General features: G+C 58.1%; 19 protein-coding genes. 6 read left to right on the forward strand and 13 right to left on the reverse strand.

Annotated features, from left to right (window positions below):
* Positions 1-109: 109 nt before the first annotated feature.
* From ACN0XM_RS07560 to bioB, 8 genes are all read right to left on the reverse strand, one after another.
* Complete coding sequence (locus tag ACN0XM_RS07560) at positions 110-1,909, reverse strand: acyl-CoA dehydrogenase C-terminal domain-containing protein (RefSeq protein ID WP_417566316.1); 1,800 nt, start codon at positions 1,907-1,909, stop codon at positions 110-112.
* 273 nt (positions 1,910-2,182) lie between these two features.
* Positions 2,183-2,857, reverse strand: a complete 675-nt coding sequence (locus ACN0XM_RS07565; RefSeq protein ID WP_417566317.1) for a putative metalloprotease CJM1_0395 family protein — start codon at positions 2,855-2,857, stop codon at positions 2,183-2,185.
* A 15-nt stretch (positions 2,858-2,872) separates the two neighbouring features.
* Complete coding sequence (locus tag ACN0XM_RS07570; protein ID WP_417566318.1) at positions 2,873-3,118, reverse strand: flagellar basal body rod C-terminal domain-containing protein; 246 nt, start codon at positions 3,116-3,118, stop codon at positions 2,873-2,875.
* A gap of 51 nt (positions 3,119-3,169) precedes the next feature.
* Positions 3,170-3,862, reverse strand: a complete 693-nt coding sequence (gene bioD, locus ACN0XM_RS07575) for a dethiobiotin synthase (protein ID WP_417566319.1) — start codon at positions 3,860-3,862, stop codon at positions 3,170-3,172.
* Between the two features lie 12 nt (positions 3,863-3,874).
* Entirely contained in the window at positions 3,875-4,711 is an 837-nt protein-coding gene (bioC, locus tag ACN0XM_RS07580; RefSeq protein WP_417566320.1) for a malonyl-ACP O-methyltransferase BioC, read from the reverse strand.
* Entirely contained in the window at positions 4,699-5,457 is a 759-nt protein-coding gene (locus tag ACN0XM_RS07585) for an alpha/beta fold hydrolase (protein WP_417566321.1), read from the reverse strand. Before ACN0XM_RS07585 ends, bioC begins: the two co-directional genes overlap by 13 nt.
* Positions 5,454-6,629: an 8-amino-7-oxononanoate synthase gene (bioF, locus tag ACN0XM_RS07590; protein ID WP_417566322.1), complete on the reverse strand. Its 1,176-nt coding sequence runs from the start codon at positions 6,627-6,629 to the stop codon at positions 5,454-5,456. Before bioF ends, ACN0XM_RS07585 begins: the two co-directional genes overlap by 4 nt.
* Position 6,630: 1 nt before the next feature.
* Positions 6,631-7,689, reverse strand: a complete 1,059-nt coding sequence (bioB, locus tag ACN0XM_RS07595; RefSeq protein WP_417566323.1) for a biotin synthase BioB — start codon at positions 7,687-7,689, stop codon at positions 6,631-6,633.
* Between the two features lie 224 nt (positions 7,690-7,913).
* On the opposite strand from bioB, the gene ACN0XM_RS07600 reads away from it, so the two are divergent.
* The gene (locus tag ACN0XM_RS07600; protein ID WP_417566324.1) at positions 7,914-8,474 is read left to right on the forward strand and encodes a ComF family protein; all 561 of its coding nucleotides are present in this window, start codon (positions 7,914-7,916) and stop codon (positions 8,472-8,474) included.
* A 20-nt stretch (positions 8,475-8,494) separates the two neighbouring features.
* On the opposite strand, the gene ACN0XM_RS07605 is transcribed toward ACN0XM_RS07600, so the two are convergent.
* Complete coding sequence (locus ACN0XM_RS07605; RefSeq protein ID WP_417566600.1) at positions 8,495-9,622, reverse strand: NAD(P)/FAD-dependent oxidoreductase; 1,128 nt, start codon at positions 9,620-9,622, stop codon at positions 8,495-8,497.
* Between the two features lie 130 nt (positions 9,623-9,752).
* Between ACN0XM_RS07605 and ACN0XM_RS07610 the strand changes: the two genes are divergently transcribed.
* Genes ACN0XM_RS07610 through cmoB form a run of 5 tightly spaced genes read left to right on the forward strand, consistent with a single transcriptional unit; the run spans position 9,753 to position 13,372 of the window.
* Positions 9,753-10,178 carry a hypothetical protein gene (locus tag ACN0XM_RS07610; RefSeq protein ID WP_417566325.1) on the forward strand — a complete coding sequence of 142 codons (426 nt, stop codon included), beginning with the start codon at positions 9,753-9,755 and terminating at the stop codon, positions 10,176-10,178.
* 9 nt (positions 10,179-10,187) lie between these two features.
* On the forward strand, positions 10,188-11,204 hold the full coding sequence (locus ACN0XM_RS07615; protein WP_417566326.1) for a serine/threonine protein kinase: 1,017 nt from the start codon (positions 10,188-10,190) through the stop codon (positions 11,202-11,204).
* Positions 11,205-11,236: 32 nt separating this feature from the next.
* Positions 11,237-11,605 carry a kinase gene (locus ACN0XM_RS07620; RefSeq protein WP_417566327.1) on the forward strand — a complete coding sequence of 123 codons (369 nt, stop codon included), beginning with the start codon at positions 11,237-11,239 and terminating at the stop codon, positions 11,603-11,605.
* On the forward strand, positions 11,598-12,377 hold the full coding sequence (gene cmoA, locus ACN0XM_RS07625; RefSeq protein WP_417566328.1) for a carboxy-S-adenosyl-L-methionine synthase CmoA: 780 nt from the start codon (positions 11,598-11,600) through the stop codon (positions 12,375-12,377). Before ACN0XM_RS07620 ends, cmoA begins: the two co-directional genes overlap by 8 nt.
* Before the next feature lie 2 nt (positions 12,378-12,379).
* Positions 12,380-13,372 carry a tRNA 5-methoxyuridine(34)/uridine 5-oxyacetic acid(34) synthase CmoB gene (gene cmoB, locus ACN0XM_RS07630; RefSeq protein ID WP_417566329.1) on the forward strand — a complete coding sequence of 331 codons (993 nt, stop codon included), beginning with the start codon at positions 12,380-12,382 and terminating at the stop codon, positions 13,370-13,372.
* A 72-nt stretch (positions 13,373-13,444) separates the two neighbouring features.
* On the opposite strand, the gene ACN0XM_RS07635 is transcribed toward cmoB, so the two are convergent.
* From ACN0XM_RS07635 to hflK, 4 genes are all read right to left on the reverse strand, one after another.
* Complete coding sequence (locus ACN0XM_RS07635; RefSeq protein WP_417566330.1) at positions 13,445-14,740, reverse strand: adenylosuccinate synthase; 1,296 nt, start codon at positions 14,738-14,740, stop codon at positions 13,445-13,447.
* An 86-nt stretch (positions 14,741-14,826) separates the two neighbouring features.
* Positions 14,827-16,008: an ATP phosphoribosyltransferase regulatory subunit gene (locus tag ACN0XM_RS07640; protein WP_417566331.1), complete on the reverse strand. Its 1,182-nt coding sequence runs from the start codon at positions 16,006-16,008 to the stop codon at positions 14,827-14,829.
* A 178-nt stretch (positions 16,009-16,186) separates the two neighbouring features.
* Positions 16,187-17,062 (reverse strand): protease modulator HflC, encoded by an 876-nt coding sequence (gene hflC / locus ACN0XM_RS07645; RefSeq protein ID WP_417566332.1) that lies wholly within the window; start codon positions 17,060-17,062, stop codon positions 16,187-16,189.
* Positions 17,063-17,064: 2 nt separating this feature from the next.
* Complete coding sequence (gene hflK, locus ACN0XM_RS07650; RefSeq protein WP_417566333.1) at positions 17,065-18,270, reverse strand: FtsH protease activity modulator HflK; 1,206 nt, start codon at positions 18,268-18,270, stop codon at positions 17,065-17,067.
* Positions 18,271-18,297: the final 27 nt, after the last annotated feature.

Genomic DNA, 18,297 nt, shown 5'->3' on the forward strand with positions numbered 1-18,297 from the left:
TTTATGGGCATTCATTCTACCCCAAAAGCGGACCGCAACTCATGAAAAAAGCCCGCCTCCGGGGAGCGCGGGCTTTTACGTCCTGAAAGCTATCCGTCAGTGCCCGCGCTTAGATAGCGAAGGCTTCCTCAGGCATATCCATCAGGCTGTCAGCGCCAGCCAGCATGCTTTCAGCATGACCCTTGGCACGGGGCAGCATGCGCTTGAAGTAGAAGCGCGCGGTCTGGATCTTGGCGTTGTAGAACATTTCCTCGGACGTACCCTCAACCATCCTGTCCAGCGCAACCTTGGCCATACGAGCCCACAAGTACGCGAACACGGCGTAACCTGAGTACATCAGGTAGTCCACTGACGCGGCGCCCACTTCTTCGCGGTTCTTCATGGCGGTCATGCCGATCTTCATGGTCAGGTCGCCCCATTCCTTGTTCATCGCCGCCAGCGGCTCCAGGAATTCCTTGAGCTGTTCGTTATCGGCATTTTCCTTGCAGAACACGTGCACCTGCTTGGTAAAACCTTTCAGAGATTCACCTTGGGTCATCAGAACCTTACGGCCCAGCAGATCCAGTGCCTGGATGCCAGTGGTACCCTCGTAAATCATGCCGATACGGGCATCACGTACGTTCTGCTCCATACCCCACTCGGAAATAAAGCCGTGACCACCAAACACCTGCATACCCAGGTTGGCCGCCTCATAGCCGATTTCGGTCAGAAATGCCTTGGCGATCGGGGTCAGGAAGCCCAGTGCCTCGTCAGCAGCTTTGCGCTCTTCTTCAGTCTTGCCGCTGTGAACGATATCGGCCTGCTGCGCGGTCAGGTAAATCAGGGCACGGGCACCTTCGGCAACGGCCTTCTGGGTCAGCAGCATACGGCGTACGTCCGGGTGAACGATGATCGGATCTGCAATACCTTCGGGATTCTTCGGGCCGCTCAGAGAGCGCATCGCCAGACGATCCTTGGCATAGGCCAGAGAACCCTGGAAGCCCAGCTCGGCAGCACCCAGACCCTGGATAGCGGTACCGATACGAGCCGTGTTCATGAAGGTGAACATGCAGTTCAGCCCCCTGTTCTCCGGCCCGATCAGCCAGCCCTTGGCACCGTCGAAGTTCATGACGCAAGTGGCGTTGCCATGGATACCCATCTTGTGCTCAATAGAGCCACAGGAAACCGCATTGCGCTCGCCGGAGGAGCCGTCCTCGTTTGGCAGGTTCTTGGGCACGATGAACAGAGAAATGCCTTTGGTGCCTTCCGGGGCGCCCGGCAGGCGTGCCAGAACGATGTGAACGATGTTCTCCGCCATATCGTGCTCGCCGGCAGAGATAAAGATCTTGGTACCGGTAATGGCGTAGGTGCCGTCCGCATTCGGCTCCGCCTTGGTACGCAGGGTACCCAGGTCGGAACCACAGTGGGACTCGGTCAGACACATGGTTCCGGTCCACTCACCGCTGATCAGCTTGGTAAGGTACGTCTGCTTCTGCTCTTCGGTGCCATGCTCTTCGATGGTATTGGTCGCACCGTGGCTCAATCCGGGATACATGCCGAATGACCAGTTGGCGGTGCCGACCATTTCGCTCATGACCAGGCCAAGCGAGTGCGGCAGACCCTGACCACCGTAGTTGGTATCAGCTGTCATGGACGGCCAGCCACCTTCCACGTACTGCTGATAGGCTTCTTTGAAGCCTGTCGGTGTCTTTACACTGTCTTCGCTCCAGGTGCAGCCTTCTTTGTCACCCACCTGGTTCAGCGGAGACAGAACCTGCTCACAGAATTTCGCACCTTCCGCAATAATGGCATCCACCATATCCGGAGTTGCGTCTTCAGCACCTTCCAGGTTGGCGTAGTGCTGCTCGCTGTTCAGCAGCTCGTTCATTACGAATTTGATGTCACGCAGGGGCGCTTTGTACTCAGGCATGGAATCCACCTCGGTTTTCGGTCTCAGCTGAAACAGGTTTGACAGCTTCTGGCCTTGGGTTTGCTCAGACACCGCAGCGCACTGCGCCGCAGCCTTAATTAAACACTTGTTTGAAACATACGTTTACAGGCACAGAATTGTCAATAGCCGGATGCAAAAATAGTGTTGCTGTATGTCACAGGATCACGCGCCATAACCGTGCGCCGAGCATTCTCACCGGTCGTCGTGGAGCGAAGAAATCAAGCGGGGAAAGGGAGTTGAAAAAAAGCCGTTTCAGGCAGAAACAGGCTCGAACGCGGAGGATCCGGCTCGCTCTTTGTCACCGTCGTTTTCAGCCATGGCGGAGACCTCACGGTAAGTATCGCCGGCCTTCTTTGACTGCCCGTTTTCAATTGCGAGCTCAGACTGGGCCTGGAGCATCAACTGCATGGCCTGAGCCGCAACCGCTCGGTCCTGACCAGAAGGTTCCGCTGGAGCCATGGCGGCGGCCCGGACAGTCTGCATTTTCTGGATGGTAGCCTTGGGGTCACCCTGCACCGGTGAGAGATCAATGGAGACTTCGCCACCAGCCGCGTATTGGGCACCGTCCGGTCCTCGCTGGTAGGTAAATGACATGGCCCCGGCGTATTGGCCACCCACTGCCTGATGCGCTGCCTCATGGGCTCGGACTTCACGATCCCGGGCTTTAAGCTCGGTCAGTTGCTTGAGCTCGTCGCCATTCAGCCCCCGAGAGTTATCGGAGGCCTTTTCAGTGCGATCAGATTCCCGCTTCTTCCGTGCAGAATCAGCTGGAGCCGCGGCTTCGGTTGCCTTATCGCCTACGGTAGGCCCTTCCTGCTGAGCTTCTTTGCCAGTTTGTTGAGCCCGAGCGAAGCCCTGAGCGGGGTGAGACGCTCCAAGAGGACCTTTAGAAGAGGTCGGAAATACAGGAGGAAGGGAAGAAAACACGTTCACGACCGCCGATCAGGCCATGATATCCAGAAGCGTTCCGAGCGTTTCATCGGCAGTTTTTACCACCTGCGCTGAGGCTTCCACACTACGCTCGTAGACCTTGAGGTCAACAATGGGCTCGATCAGATTCCCCGCACCGTTGGCAGTCCCTTGAGGGCCATCTACGCCGCCACGGGCAATCTTACGGGCGGCATTCTCCATGCCGACCATCCCGTCCTGAATACCCTGGATACCAACTGCGAGTGTGTTGTTGATCATAACCGCTCAGCCCAATGACCATTATTTGACTCGATTAAGCCATATTATTGGTCATTTTTCAAACAGAGAATCGATGTTAAGGTAATTTGCCAACACCTCCGGGCCCGTCCGCTCAAGCCAGGGCAGTATTCCCAGGCACGGCGATGCCATGTGATCAACCAGGTAACTCAGGGTGTCCTGTTCAAAGCTCATTGGCTCGGACTCGGTCCGGTTAGCAACCCAGCCCGCCAGCATAAGTCCATCATTCCGTATAGCCTCTGCCGTAAGCAAGGCGTGGTTGATGCAACCCAGCCTTAGCGAGACCACGAGAATCACCGGCATACTCAGCTGGCGCGGAAATTCTCCGTACGTTTCCCGATCATTGAGCGGAACCCGCCAACCTCCAGCCCCTTCCACCAGCAGCAGATCCGCGGGTCGAATCTGCAAACCACGGCAGAACCCCACCAGGCGATCAACAGAAATGTGCCGGCCCGCCTGTTCAGCAGCCACGTGGGGCGCAATGGCCGGTTCCAGCGCAACCGGATTGATGACCTCATACGCCAGTGGTTCCGAGATCGCACTCTGCAAGATCAACGCATCTTCGTTGCGCAGGCCCTCGGGTGTCCGCTCACAACCGGAGGCAATGGGCTTCATCGCCAGTGTCCGCTTCCCCATGGCTCGTGCGGCGTGCAGTATCGCGGCAGAAACCATGGTTTTCCCCACCCCGGTGTCGGTGCCTGTTACAAAATAGGATTTTTTTGCCATGGTTCAGTTCCGTCAATGCTTCTGCCAGTATATCCAGACGGCCTCGTAGTTGGCCATAATCGTACCGTCCGGCTCCTTCACATAATGCCTGCACATGTCCCGCAATCTGCCCGGAGCAGTGATAGCCTTGCGGCGTTCAGCCCCACGAAAACCGGCACCAAGATGCCGGAGCTCACCTGCCAGCATCATGGGCGACGTGTAGGGCAGGCGGATGGTCCTACTTTCAATGGTCGCCTCTGGCAGCTCAGCGTGCACTTTCGCACGCAGAGCTGCTTCAGTCTCGAAGCGGTTTACATGCTCATGATCCGGATCGGCCACTCTCCAGGCGTTTTTTAGCTCCGTCAACGTACCGTCGAGGAGACTGGAGACCATCAGCCGTCCGCCGGGACGCAGTATCCGCCGACATTCCCGAAACACCGACCTGGGATCCTCACACCACTGGATCATCAGGTTACTGAAGATCAGGTCGCAGCTTGCATCCGGCAAAGGCAGGTACTCGGCATCGCCAACGATCCAATCAATGCTTTGAGAACTGTTTTCCCGGGCTTCCTGCACCATACCCCGAGACAGATCCACCCCTGCCACTGCCCCCACCTGTTCCATTGCCGCGAGCTTGCGGGTGAACCATCCCGTGCCACAGCCAAGATCCAGGACCTCTGAATCTGCCTGCACCACGTCCTGGGTGTAGAGCTTTTGCAGCATGGTGTTGCCCATGAAACGCTGCAATCGGGAGGCGCTCTCATAGGTGCTTCGGGCGTTGCCAAAGCCCCGCGCAATATCAGCCTTAAGCGTCCGTGAGGCACCTTTCGGGCCGCTCCGACTACCCGCCACCAAGCTCATGATACCCATGCCGGCGACTCCAGTTTCGTGGCAAGAAAAGACTGGATGGCCCCCCAGCAATCTGCGGCCGAACACCCTCCTGGCCAATGCGCCATTCCTTCAACCACTGCAATGCGACTTGAGGCAGGAAGTTTGAGGTTGCCAGCCCAGGGCCTAACGACAATATCATTCCTTCCCATCACGTGAAGGACAGGCGTGACGAGTGAGCGCCACAGGACTCTTTGATCCCCGACATCAAGCCAGGCAAGGCTTTTACAAAGATGATCGTGGGAAACCAGGGTGCCTTTTTCGAGCCAGCACTTGAGATTCTGGCGCTCCTGCTTCTCGTCTGCCGAACCGTTGATCATCAACAAAAGAAAGTGCAGCCAATACCGTTGCGGATCCTGGTGAATTCCCCGGGCAAACGCCTTGAACTCACGGGCCGCCATTCCATGGGGCCAGGTCTCATCAGCGACAAATTTCGGAAAGCCGCCCAAAGTGATCGCACAGGACACCGAACCGGTTTCCCGGGCGGCTGCCTCCATCACAATCTGGCTGCCGAGGGACCACCCCACCCAGACCGACGGTTGGGGATACAGCGAGAGCAACTCCTCGGCCACTTCCGGCACGGAATTGCAGCGCGCCAGCAATTCATCGTCCAGCGATACCGGCACAACCTCGCCCGACCAAAAACCATAGAGCTGAGCCAGCATCTCCGCCCGGACACCCCAGCCACCGACAACAACAAGGCGCGGACAGACGTTCGCAGAACTCATATTGCCACTTCCGTGTTCTGAACCAGATGACGACACTCCGACAACGCTTTCAACAGAAAATCGAGATCCTCCTGAGAATGTGCAGCACTGAAGGTGACCCGCAGACGAGCCTCTCCCACGGGAACCGTGGGAGGACGTATCGCTGATACCAGTAACCCCTTGTCTTCGAGCGCCTGACTCAACGCCAGCGCAGCGTGATTATCACCAATCATGATCGGCTGAATGGGCGTATGGGAGTGCATCAGCTTATAACCCTGCGCAGATGCCTCTCTCCGGAACCGGGAAACCAGCCCCAGAACATGTGCCCGACGCGCGTCATCGCGCTCGATCAGATCAATACTGGCACAGGTTGCCGAGGCAAGTGCCGGCGGCATGGCCGTAGTATAGATGTAGGTTCGCGCTTTCTGAACCAGATAATCCATCAGCAGCGCCGGCCCGGCCACGAAGGCTCCGCTGGTCCCCACTGCCTTGCCCAGAGTGCCGATCAGCACGGGCACATCCTCTTCCGACAGCCCCATTTCGGCCACACTGCCTCGCCCCTGCGGCCCGAGAACGCCAATGCCATGGGCGTCGTCGACCACCAGCAAGGCATCATGGACCCGGCAGACCCGGGCCAGCTCAGCCAACGGTGCCACATCGCCATCCATGCTGAACACACCGTCCGTCACCACTAGCTTGTGGCCAGGCGTTTCCGCCAGCATAGACTCCAATGCGGCGACATCCCCGTGGGCATACCGCCGAACCCGGGCCCGGCTGAGAATACAACCATCGATAATGGAGGCATGATTCAGCCGGTCCGAGAAGATCGTATCTCCACGACCCGCCAGCGCTGAAATCACTCCCATATTGGCCATGTAACCGGTGGAGAAAAACAGCGCTGAACTGCGCCCGGTGAATTCCGCCAGACGCCGCTCCAACTGGTGGTGCGCATCGTGGTGGCCACAGATCAGATGGGAAGCCGCGCCCCCGAGACCGGTCTCGGGAAGTGCCGCACGCAGTGCGTCGATATTGGCGGGGTGGTTGGCAAGACCGAGATAATCGTTACTGCAAAACGACAGCAAGGATTGGCCATCGGCAACCAGGGACGGTTGCTGGGGGCCCGAAATCAGCCGGCGTGTTCGGTACAAGCCGGCCTGTTTGCGTTGTTCAAGTTCCAGGGCAAAGTCCCGCAAGTCAGGCAGATTCCCTGGTCGCGTCATAAAACATGTGGCGAGTCGCCTCATACTCCACCGCCTCGGCAATCGCCTCCTCTTCCTGCTCCTCAGAAGCACACTGCTCACGCTGCTCCGGCCGGATGCCCAGGCGTTTGAACAGCAGCATATCCGCATCGGCTTCCGGATTGGCCGTCGTCAGCAACTTCTCACCGTAGAAAATCGAATTCGCACCAGCCATGAAGCACAACGCCTGCATCTGCTCATTCATATTCTCGCGGCCCGCCGACAGGCGCACATGGGAAGCTGGCATCATGATCCGCGCCACCGCAATAATACGAATGAACTCAAACGGATCCAGATCCTCCACATTTTCCATGGGTGTGCCCTTTACTTTCACCAGCATATTCACAGGAACACTTTCCGGATGCTGGGACAGGTTCGCCAGCTGGACCAACAGGCCGACCCGGTCATCCTCATCCTCGCCCATACCCATGATGCCGCCGCAGCAAACCTTCATTCCAGCCTTACGAACATTATCCAGCGTGTCCAGACGATCCTGGTAGGTGCGGGTAGTAATGATGTGGCTGTAATACTTCTCGGAGGTGTCCAGATTGTGGTTGTAGTAATCCAGACCGGCTTCGGCCAACTCTACCGCCTGCTCTTCCTTCAGCATGCCCAGGGTCATGCAGGTCTCCAGCCCGAGGGACTTCACCTGCTTCACCATATCAAGCACATAGGGCATGTCTTTCTTCGAAGGACTGCGCCAGGCCGCGCCCATGCAGAACCGGGAGGCGCCCTTCTGCTTCGCCGCCTGAGCCTCGGCCATCACCTTCTCGATTTCCAGCAGCTTCTCTTTCTCAAGGCCGGTGTTGTAATGGCCACTCTGAGGGCAGTATTTGCAGTCTTCCGGGCAAGCGCCGGTTTTGATCGACAGCAGCGTGCTCACCTGCACTTCGTTGGGATCAAAGTGCTCCCGGTGCACGCTCTGGGCACGGAACAGAAGATCGTTGAAGGGAAGCTCAAAGAGTTCGCGGGCTTCCTGCAGTGTCCAGTCGTGACGGAGTTCTGTAGCGGTCATATAAAAGTCCTGTTAACCTTTCCCGGTCTCTGGGTTTACGGATGAATCAGATGATAAAGGGACTGAACTGGCTGTCAACCTTAATGGAACTAAAGGTTAACAGCGCCAGGCAGGCCGGGCTCTGCGTTGCCTGCCTTTCTTCTAATGCTTTCAATGGGTTATGTCAGTCATGCCGGGAAGATTTACCGGTCAACCGCTGGCACTGCCGTTGTTGCGCCTTGCCCATGGCGTTTCCCTCCTCGGAGCTGTTTTGCGGCGACTGTCTGAAATTCCCACCTCCGTTCACGACATCCTGCATTCCCTGGCGCTACCAGTATCCCCTGGATGGCATGATCGGCCGTTACAAATACAACGGACAGCGGAAGTTTGCGCGGCCGCTGATCTCGGACTTTTCAGATCGTCTTGAAAAAGAGCTGGACAGCGGAGCCTCACAACGACCGGATATTCTGGTGCCTGCTCCCATGGATTCGCGACGCCGGCGCCAGCGCGGTTTCAATCAGGCTCAGGATATTGCCGAACATCTCGGGCGGGATCTGGGAATTCCCGTGGACGCCGGGCTGGTGCGACGGGTTCGCCGGGTACGGGCGCAAAGGGAATTGAACCGGGAGGCGAGGCTGGCGAACCTTCGCGGGGTGTTTGAGGTGACTTCCGCAGCACCTGAGCGGGTGGCCATTGTGGATGATGTCGTGACGACGGGGGCGACGGTTCGGGTTTTGGCTTCAGTGTTGCGGGAGGCGGGGGCCAAGGATATTCAGGTATGGGCTTTGGCTCGGACGCCTGCCTGACCGGCGCCGGAAGCTTTCAGTTAGACCAACATTGCTTTTACACGTTCTGCAATTGCCAGACATGAAGTCAGTCCTGGTGATTCGATTCCAAACAGGTTAACGAGGCCGGGCACGCCATGAGCTTCGGGGCCATCGATTCGGAAATCGGCAAAGCCACCGTCAGGTCCTGCCAGCTTCGGTCGGATGCCGGCGTAGGCGGGTTGGAGCCGGGATGGGTCGAGGGCGGGCCACCATTGGCGGATGCCGTTGGCAAAGGTTTCGAGGCGGTCGGGGTTGACGGTGTAGTCTTCCTGGTCGATCCATTCCACGTCGGGGCCGAAGCGGACCTGGCCAGCCAGGTCGAGAGTCAGGTGGATGCCGAGGCCGCCGGGTTCGGGAACGGGGTAGATCAGGGTTTTGAAGGGGTGGCGACCGCTGTAGCTGAAGTAGACGCCGCGGGCGAACCATTGCCGGGGTCTTTGGTGGCCGGGTAGACCTGCCCAGTTGTTTGCGAGGGGGACAGCACCCAGGCCGGCGGCGTTGATGACGTTGGTAGCCCGCAGGGTTAGATGGTTGTCACCTTCTACTCTGAGCAGATGGTGGCTATTGCCGGATTCTGCGGTAACGACCGGAGACCGGAGAACGAGCTGGCCTCCGGCATCTTCCAGTTCTCCGAGCAACGAGAGCATGAGGCCATGGCTGTCGATAATCCCGGTTTCGGGTGACCAAAGGCCAGAACAAGCATTGATTTCCGGAATCTGGCGACTGAGGGCACCCGCGTCATGCATCGCTAGCTCAACACCATTGCCGGCGGCGGCCGCCTGGATACCCTCAAGTTTCAGAGTCTGGGGTTCGTTGGCGGCGATAATCCATTTGCCGCATTTTCGGTGGTCGACTTTGTGGCTCTGGCAGTAGTCATAAAGGCGCTGACGGCCCTCCACGCACAGCTCAGCCTTTAGTGACTGCTTCGGGTAGTAGAGCCCGGCGTGGATGACCTCACTATTTCGGGACGAAAGGCCTTCTCCGAAGCGGCCCCCTCTTTCCAGAACAATCACATCGTGCCCATTTTTGGCCAGTGCCCGGGCAATGGCCAGGCCGACGACACCGGCGCCAATAACAACAGTTTCTGTTTCGAAGAACTCTCCAGGCACTTCTTGCCTCTCCCGCATACCTGCTAAGAACCGGATCATAACCCATCCCCGCACGCCAGCGGAAACCCGCTTCCCGGGTGTCAAAACATTACTCAGAGACTCATACCGGTTATACTTGGCCCCGGAAATAAGTGCACGGAGCCCGACGATGATGTCTGACAGGAAGCAGTTTGTACTGGTGATGGTGGTGGCGGCCCTGTTTGTGGGCTGGCTCGGGTGGCGCGGTTTTGAGGTTATCAGCCTGAATGAGCAGCTGAAAGCGGATGACATGGTTGCCAGCTACCCCTACAAGCACCGGGTACTCAGGGTGGAGGGAGATACTGCCATCATGAGTTCCTTGCGCTCACACACAACATCTACCCATGAGGCCCTGAGCGCCGTATTCCCGAGTATGCGAAATCTTGGCGACAGCCACCGGGACTGGCAAAGGGCAGAGCGCGAGCTGGCCCAGGTGCAGGCCCGTGCAGGCGATGTTGTCCTCGGAGCTTCCGGCATATCCCGTATTCGCTGGGAGCTGGATGAAAACTGGTACCATCTGCAGTCCATGAAATCCAAATACGACACAAGGCTCTAACGTTCCGTTATGACCCATGAACCCGCACTTTCAGCATCCACTCACCCCTATGACTCCCTGACTCCCGACACCATTCTGGACGCAATGGAAGACGCCGGGTTTGCGGTAAGTGGTCGGCTTTTTGCGCTGAACAGTTACGAGAACCGGGTTTATCAGGTGGGTCTGGACGAAGGCCCGCCAGTAATTACGAAATTCTACCGGCCCGGGCGATGGAGTGAGGCGGAGATCCGGGAAGAACATGACTTTACCCTGGAGCTGGAGCAGGCGGACATTCCGGTTGTCGCGCCCATGCGGCTTGCCTCCGGAGACACCCTCGGCCTCCACGGCGAATTCCTGTTCGCCGTCTTTCAGCAGCGCGGTGGCCAGGCTCCAGACACCAGCGTGACAGACACTCTCTACAGGCTGGGCCAGTGGCTTGGCCAGATACACAACATTGGTGCCCGAAAGCCTTTTGCCCATCGACCTGCCATCTCATTGCTCGATGGCATTGAAGCCAGCAACCGGCTATTGGTGGAAGGCAGCTGGATTCCAGCGGATCTCCGGCCGGCATGGGACAGCCTGATCCCGGATCTTCAGGCGCTTTGCGCCGCCCGTATTGATGAGGCCGGCCCTGTTGAGACCCTGCGCCTGCATGGCGACTGCCACGCCGGTAATATTCTCTGCCGGGAGGAACAGATGCTGTTCGTGGATCTGGACGATTGCCGTTCAGGGCCGGCCATTCAGGACATGTGGCTGCTACTCAATGGTGACGACTTCGAGCGCGGTGTCCAGCTTGGCGAATTGCTGGAAGGTTACGAGATGTTCCGTGATTTTAACCGCCGTGAACGCCACTTGATCGAACCATTGCGCTGCTACCGACAGATTGCACACTGCGCCTGGCTGGCCAAACGCTGGGATGACCCCGCGTTTCCACGCTTTTTCCCCTGGTTTGCCCAGCCCAGGTTCTGGTCCGACCAGATTCTCTCGCTCCGGGAGCAGCTCTCCGCCCTGCAGTCACCGGCAATCACTGTGCCAGGGCAGTACTAACCGCACACAAACACGCTTGAAATGAGGTAGGCATGAGCCAGAATGAGGCCCGTTACACCGTTCGCAGTCTGATCGTGACCGCGCTGGCTGCCATTATCGGCACGATCCTGATGCTTGAGGTGACCGGCAAGATCAGCCACACAGAGAACAAGGACCACGTCCCGGTTGGCGACTTCGAAGCCATCCATATCACCGAGGGTGAGACCTTCCGAATGTCCCCGAAAGCATCGGAACTGCATGCTGCGTGTGAGAACGGTTACCTGGCCATTGCGGCGGATGTGGACCCGTCGTTCCGGGGTATCCTGGTGGATTACAAGAACCGCGGCGTGCGGTGCAGGCGCCCTTCACCGACCGGGCCGGCAGTGCCGCCGCAGCCGGAGACACAAAGCGACAATGAATAAGCCCCGCCAACCTTCCGGGCCACCCGAGCAGATGACGGACCGGCTGTTTGCCACCGAGCGCCGCCCGGAGGATTTTCGGTTTGACGCGTCGGTAGCGCGGGTTTTCCCCGACATGATCCGCCGTTCGGTGCCCGGTTACACCACCATCATCCCGATGATCGAGGTGATCACCGAGCAATACGCGCAGCCTGGCTCTCACTGCTATGACCTGGGTTGTTCGCTCGGCGCCTCTACCCTGGCAATGCGGCACGGCATTCCATATCCGGACTGCACCCTTGTGGGTGTGGACAACTCCGAGGCGATGATCGAGCGATGTGAGCATTACATTGCCCTGGATGACAATAATCTGCCCGTTACTCTGCGTTGCGAAGACATTCTGGACACCGAACTCAGTAACGCGTCGGTCACAACGCTCAATTTCACACTGCAGTTCGTCGATCCGGTCCAGCGGGCCAGCCTGCTCACCCGGATAGCCAATGCAACCCAGCCCGGCGGCGTGCTGATCCTGTCAGAGAAAATCCGGTTTGAATCGGAAAGCGAGCAAGCGGTACAGACCCGCCTGCATCATGAATTCAAGCGCGCCAATGGTTATTCGGACCTGGAAATCAGCCAGAAACGCTCGGCCATTGAGCAGGTCCTGATTCCGGAAACACTCGCCGCCCACAAGCAGCGACTCCAGGCGGCCGGCTTCGATGAAGTTGTGGTCTGGTACCAGTGTTTTAACTTTGTTTCCATGCTCGCCATCAAGACCAATACACCCGACACCGACTGACCATGGCAGACTTCGACTGGAAAACCCGATTCGGGCCGCTTCTTAATCAGCTTTCAGAGGACGGCCTTGATGACTGGGCACAAACGCTCAGGCAGCAACTGACCCGCCGCTTTGACGACAACCCCCATGGCGATCTCGATCGCTGGCTAGCCGCCCTCGCGCGCCTGCCTGAGATGGCCGGTGTGAAGGCACACCTGGACCGCTCCGCAGTAACGCTGGCATCGCCACAGGCGCTCACGCCGGAGCAGCGGGAGCAACTGCAGCAGGGATTACGCGGGCTGATGCCCTGGCGCAAGGGCCCTTTCGATTTCTTCGGTACCCGGATTGATACCGAATGGCGCTCCGACTGGAAGTGGGACAGAGTGTCCCCCTACCTTTCAGACCTTTCCGGCCGTCGTATTCTTGATGTGGGTTGCGGCTCCGGCTATCACTGCTGGCGAATGCTGGGGGAAGGTGCTGGCCGGGTCATCGGCATCGATCCCGGCTTGCTGTTCCTGTGCCAGTTCCTGAGCGTCAAGGATTACCTGGGCAATGTACCGGTAGACCTGCTGCCGGTCCGGATGGAGGATATTCCGGAAGGTCTTGAGACCTTTGATACCACGTTTTCGATGGGTGTCCTCTACCATCGCAGGTCACCGCTGGACCATCTCCTTGAACTCAAGGGGACACTGAGGCGAGGCGGAGAGCTGGTACTGGAAACTCTGGTGGTTGAAGGCCCCGAGGGCTACAGCCTGATGCCCAAGGATCGCTACGGGCAGATGCGCAATGTCTGGTTCCTGCCTACCTGCGATACCCTGCTGCGTTGGCTTGACCGCACCGGGTACCGCAATGCCAGGGTGGTTGATGTGACCGCCACCACGACAGACGAGCAGCGCAGCACCGACTGGATGCGGTTCAATTCCCTGCAGGACTTCCTGGATCCGGACGACCCGTCAAAAACGGTCGAAGGCTATCCGGGACCCTTGCGCGCAACACTGATTGCCCAAAAGCCCTGAATACAAAGAGCCCCCTTTAACACAAAAAAACCGCCGTGCCGACTGGCAGGGCGGTTCTTGTTCCGCTGGCAATTACTCGCCGAACGGATGACGGAGTGTGATGGTTTCAACACGGTCCGGCCCGGTGGAGATCACATCAATCGGCGCTTCAATCTGCTCCTCCAGGAAGCGGATATAGGCCTTGGCATTCTCCGGCAGCTGCTCCAGGCTGGTCAGGCCCACAGTGCTCTCGCTCCAGCCCGGCAGATCGGCATACACCGGCTCGATATCCTTGTAGGTATCACAGCCAATGGGCGGGCGAGTGATTTCGCCGTTTGGCGTCTTGTAGCCGACACAGACCTTCACCGTTTCCATTCCATCCAGAACATCCAGCTTGGTAAGGCAGATGCCGGAAACGCTGTTGATCTGAATTGCGTGGCGCAGGGCAACCGCATCAAACCAGCCACAACGACGAGAACGACCCGTGGTGGTTCCCACCTCATTGCCCTTCACAGCCAGGTGCTGACCCATATCGTCGAACAGTTCCGTGGGGAACGGACCTGAACCAACACGGGTGGTGTAAGCCTTGGTGATGCCCAGCACATAATCCAGAAACAGCGGACCGAAACCGGAACCAGTGGCAGTACCGCCGGCCGTAGTGTTGGAAGAAGTCACATACGGATAGGTACCAAGATCAATATCCAGCAGAGAGCCCTGGGCCCCCTCAAACAGAATGTTTTCGCCACGCTTGCGGAAGTCATGAAGCATATCGGTAACATCCGCCGCCATGGGCAGGATTTCTTCGCCCATCAGTTTCAGCTCTTCCAGGGCTGCATCGATGTCCTCAGCCTCCTCCTTGAAGTACTCAGTCAGGATGAAGTTGTGGAAGGACATGATTTCCCGCAGCTTTACCTCAAACCCGGCGAGATTGCACAGATCGCCCAGCCGGAGGCCACGCCGAGAAACCTTGTCTTCATAGGCCGGACCAATACCGCGGCCAGTCGTGCCGATCTTGTCGACACCGCGGGCCCGCTCACGGGCCTGGTCAATACGGACATGGGTACGCAGGATAAGGGGGCATGCCAGGCTGATCCGCAGACGATCACGGACAGCGACGCCATTGGCTTCCAGCTCACGCACTTCCTTGAGCAGCGCCTCCGGGGACAGAACGACGCCATTGCCAATCAGGCAGTAAACATGCTGGCGCAGGATACCGGACGGGATCAGATGAAGCGCCGTTTTCTTGCCGTCAATGACCAGGGTATGACCGGCATTGTGCCCGCCCTGGAAGCGAACGACGGCTGTGACCTTGTCGGTCAGCAAATCAACGATTTTACCCTTGCCTTCATCACCCCATTGGGTGCCCAGCACAACAACGTTTTTACCCATGATTCTCTCTCAATGCGGCTGCCCCGAAGGACAGGCGTTTCGCAAGTTTACCTGTAAATGAAATCACCAAAGCCCCGGAGGGGGCGTTAGCCCAACTTTTCCACGACCCACTGGCCGCTCTGTTTGACGAGCTTCCGGTCACAGCCCCTGGCGGCCGGATCAGTACTATTGTCTTCCGGCAGCGCCCGGACAACGGTTTCCGTCATTCGAAGACCGGAAATCACACCTTCAAGGGCAGGGTCGTCGTCCGCAGGTGCCCAGACTGCACCGGCGTTCCGCGTCGGCCGCTCACCCAGGGCTACCAGAGCGCGGATATCGAGACTGAAACCAGTCGCAGGCCGCGCTCGACCAAAATCACTACCAATGGCATCGTAGCGTCCGCCCTTGGCCACCGAGTCGCCGTGTCCGGGAACGTAAGCGGCAAACACAAGACCGGTGTGGTAGTTGTAGCCACGCAACTCGCAGAAATCGAAGCCGAAGCTGATGTCGGGGTAGTCCCGGCCCAGCATGTCCGATACCCGGCCGAGCTGATCCAGTGCCGCATCAAGATTTTCGGATGCTCCCTGCAGGACACGACGCGCCTCAGTCAGCGCCTCCGGGCCGCCACTGACCCTTGCGAGCTCACACAGGCGTGCGCCAGCAGACCCGGCAGGGCATGCGCCAAGCAACTCGTCGAGCTCGGGCACCGATTTACGGGCCATGGCGTCAAAAATCGCGGCTTCGGTGTCCCTGTCAAAATCGGCCTCGCCAATCAGGCTCTCGTAAATCGACACGTGGGCCAAATCCAGATGAACACGCGGTAGCCCGGCAACCCGAAGGGTTTCCAGCATCAGGCTGATCACTTCCATATCCGCTGCTTCAGAAGCGCTGCCAAAAAGCTCGCAGCCTGCCTGGATCGGCGTCCGTCCGGTCAGCATATGGCGCGGACGGGTATGGAGCACATGGCCAGCGTAGCATAGGCGGGTTATGCCATCCTGACCCAGGGTGTGGGCGTCGATACGGGCAGCCTGGGGTGTCATATCCGCCCGAACGCCCATCATCCGTCCGGTCAGCTGATCGGTCAGTTTGAAGGTTTGCAGTTCCAGATCGTGTCCGGTCCCGGTGAACAGGGATTCGAGGTATTCAATAAGCGGCGGGATTACCAGCTGATAACCCCAGCGCTGGCAGGTATCCATTACATCCCGACGAAGGGATTCGATCCGTCCGGCCAGCGGAGGCAGAATATCCTCTACCCCGTCCGGCAGTAACCAGCGATCAGATACTGTCATGAGATTCCGTTGTCCGTTATATCCGCACCAGCGCAGTTGGCCAGGGGATCACACAGGATTTAAGGCGACATTCGGGCAGAAAACCCGACACAAAACCGCCAGAATTTTACACGGTTGGCAGGCACAAAAAAACCGGAATACGGATGTATTCCGGTTTATTTCAACTCTCAGGTGCGTATCACTTAGCGCCCTGGGGGTCCCTCATGTACTTCATGAAATCGCCTTCCGAGTCGATCACCATGATGTCGTCCTTGTTGGAGAACGCATTCTGGTAGGCGGAAAGACTTCGATAGAAGCTGAAGAACTCACCGTCCTGACTGTAGGCATCGGCGTAAATCTGCGCCGCCTGACCATCGCCTTGACCGCGAAGCTGCTCGGACTTGGAGAAAGCTTCCGCCAGAACCACCGTGCGCTGACGATCGGCATCGGCCCTAATCCCTTCAGCGGCCTCGCGACCACGTGAACGGTACTCCTGAGCCAGCTTTTCACGTTCAGTCGCCATGCGGCGATACACGTTCCCACGGACCTGTTCGGGAAGCTCAATGGCCTTGATGCGAATATCCAGCACCCGAATGCCAAACTCGTTGAGCGCGGTTTCGTTGACCAGATCCTTGAGTGCAGCCATCAGCTGATCGCGCTCGCCTGAAACCACCTCATGCATGGTACGAACACCAAACTCATTGCGAAGGCCGGTGTCCACCCGCGAAGCGAGAAGATTCTGGGCCCGGAATTCATCACCACCGGTGGCCCGGTAGAAGGTATCTACGTCGGTGATTTGCCAGGCAATATAGGAATCAACGTCCAGCGGCTTTTTCTCAATGGTCAGGTACTGACGCGCGGGAACGTCCATGGTCAGAACCCGTACGTCGAATTGCCGAACCTCATCAATAACGGGAACCTTGAAATGAATGCCCGCGGGAACGTTGGTTTCAACCAGCTCTCCGAAACGCAGCATTACACCACGGTGGGTTTCCGGAATAATGTAAACGCTGGACGATACCAACAACAGAATGATGAGGGTACCAGCAAGACCGATAATGCTTTTGGGTCCCATGATTATCTCCCCTCTCTCGTCGTGGTGGTCTGGCGATTACGCAATTCGCGAAGCACCTGGTCCGTCAGGGACTGGATATCAACCTGCCCGGTCAGGCTTCCGGCGTCCCCGGCACTCTCATTCCGGCCCGAGGCCATGTTGGCGCTGCCCTGACGGGTCAGCCGATCCAGAGGCAGGTACATCATGTTATCGCCGGACTTGGTGTCCACCAGTACCTTGCTGGAACTGGCCAACACATTCTCCATGGCCTGCAGATACATGCGCTCTCGGGTGACCTCAGGCGCCTTCTCGTAAACGGTCAGCAGATCCATATACCGGGCAGTTTCACCGTCTGCGCGCTCAACCACCTGGGCCTTGTAAGCCGCCGCTTCCTCAACCATGCGCTGAGCCTGGCCGCGGGCTTCCGGTACAACCTTGTTGCGGTAGGTTTCCGCTTCTTCCTTCAGTCGCTGCTCGTCTTCACGGGCTCGCTGCACTTCCCGGAACGCATCCTGAACCGCCTCAGGCGGCTGGGTGCTTTCCACGTTTACCCGCACTACCTGGAGACCAGTACCATACTGGTCCAGAAAGTTTTGAAGCCGCTGCTCAACATTGACTGCAAGCTCGACCCGGCCTTCCGTCAAAACAGCATCCAGAGTGGCACTACCCACTTCGTGCCGAAGTGCACTGTCGGTGGCAAAAGCCAGAGCCTGGTTGGAATCACGGACATTGAGCACGTAGTCACGGGCATCGCTGACCCGGTACTGTACCTGCAGATCAACGCTCACCAGATTCTCGTCCTGGGTCAGCATCTGACCAGTCGAATCGGCTGTACGGACGTTGGTAACCCGCACCTTGGTGACATCATCAATCAACGGCACCTTGAAGCGCAGACCCGGGCTCTCTGTCCGGTCGTACTCCCCGAAACGCAGAACAACGGCTCGCTCCTGTTCATCCACTGTATAGAAAGACTGGAAGATGACATAGCCAACAACAACGATGGCAGCGAGGGCCAGGATAGCGCCAAAGCCACCGCTGCTTCCGCCGGTACTGCCGCCATTGCCGCCTGACTTGCCACCTTTGCCGCCCAACATCTTGTTGAGCTTGTCCAGCCCTTTCTTTAATGCTTCATCGAGGTCTGGCGGACCCTGATCATTGCCGCGCCGACCACCACCGGTACCCCAGGGGTCGTTGTCGTTACGGTTTCCACCCGGTTCATTCCAGGCCATAGTACTCTCCGTTACTGACTGATAAAT

Origin of the sequence: Marinobacter sp., from assembly GCF_048269445.1 — a bacterium.
In the GTDB taxonomy this organism is placed as follows: Bacteria; Pseudomonadota; Gammaproteobacteria; order Pseudomonadales; family Oleiphilaceae; genus Marinobacter.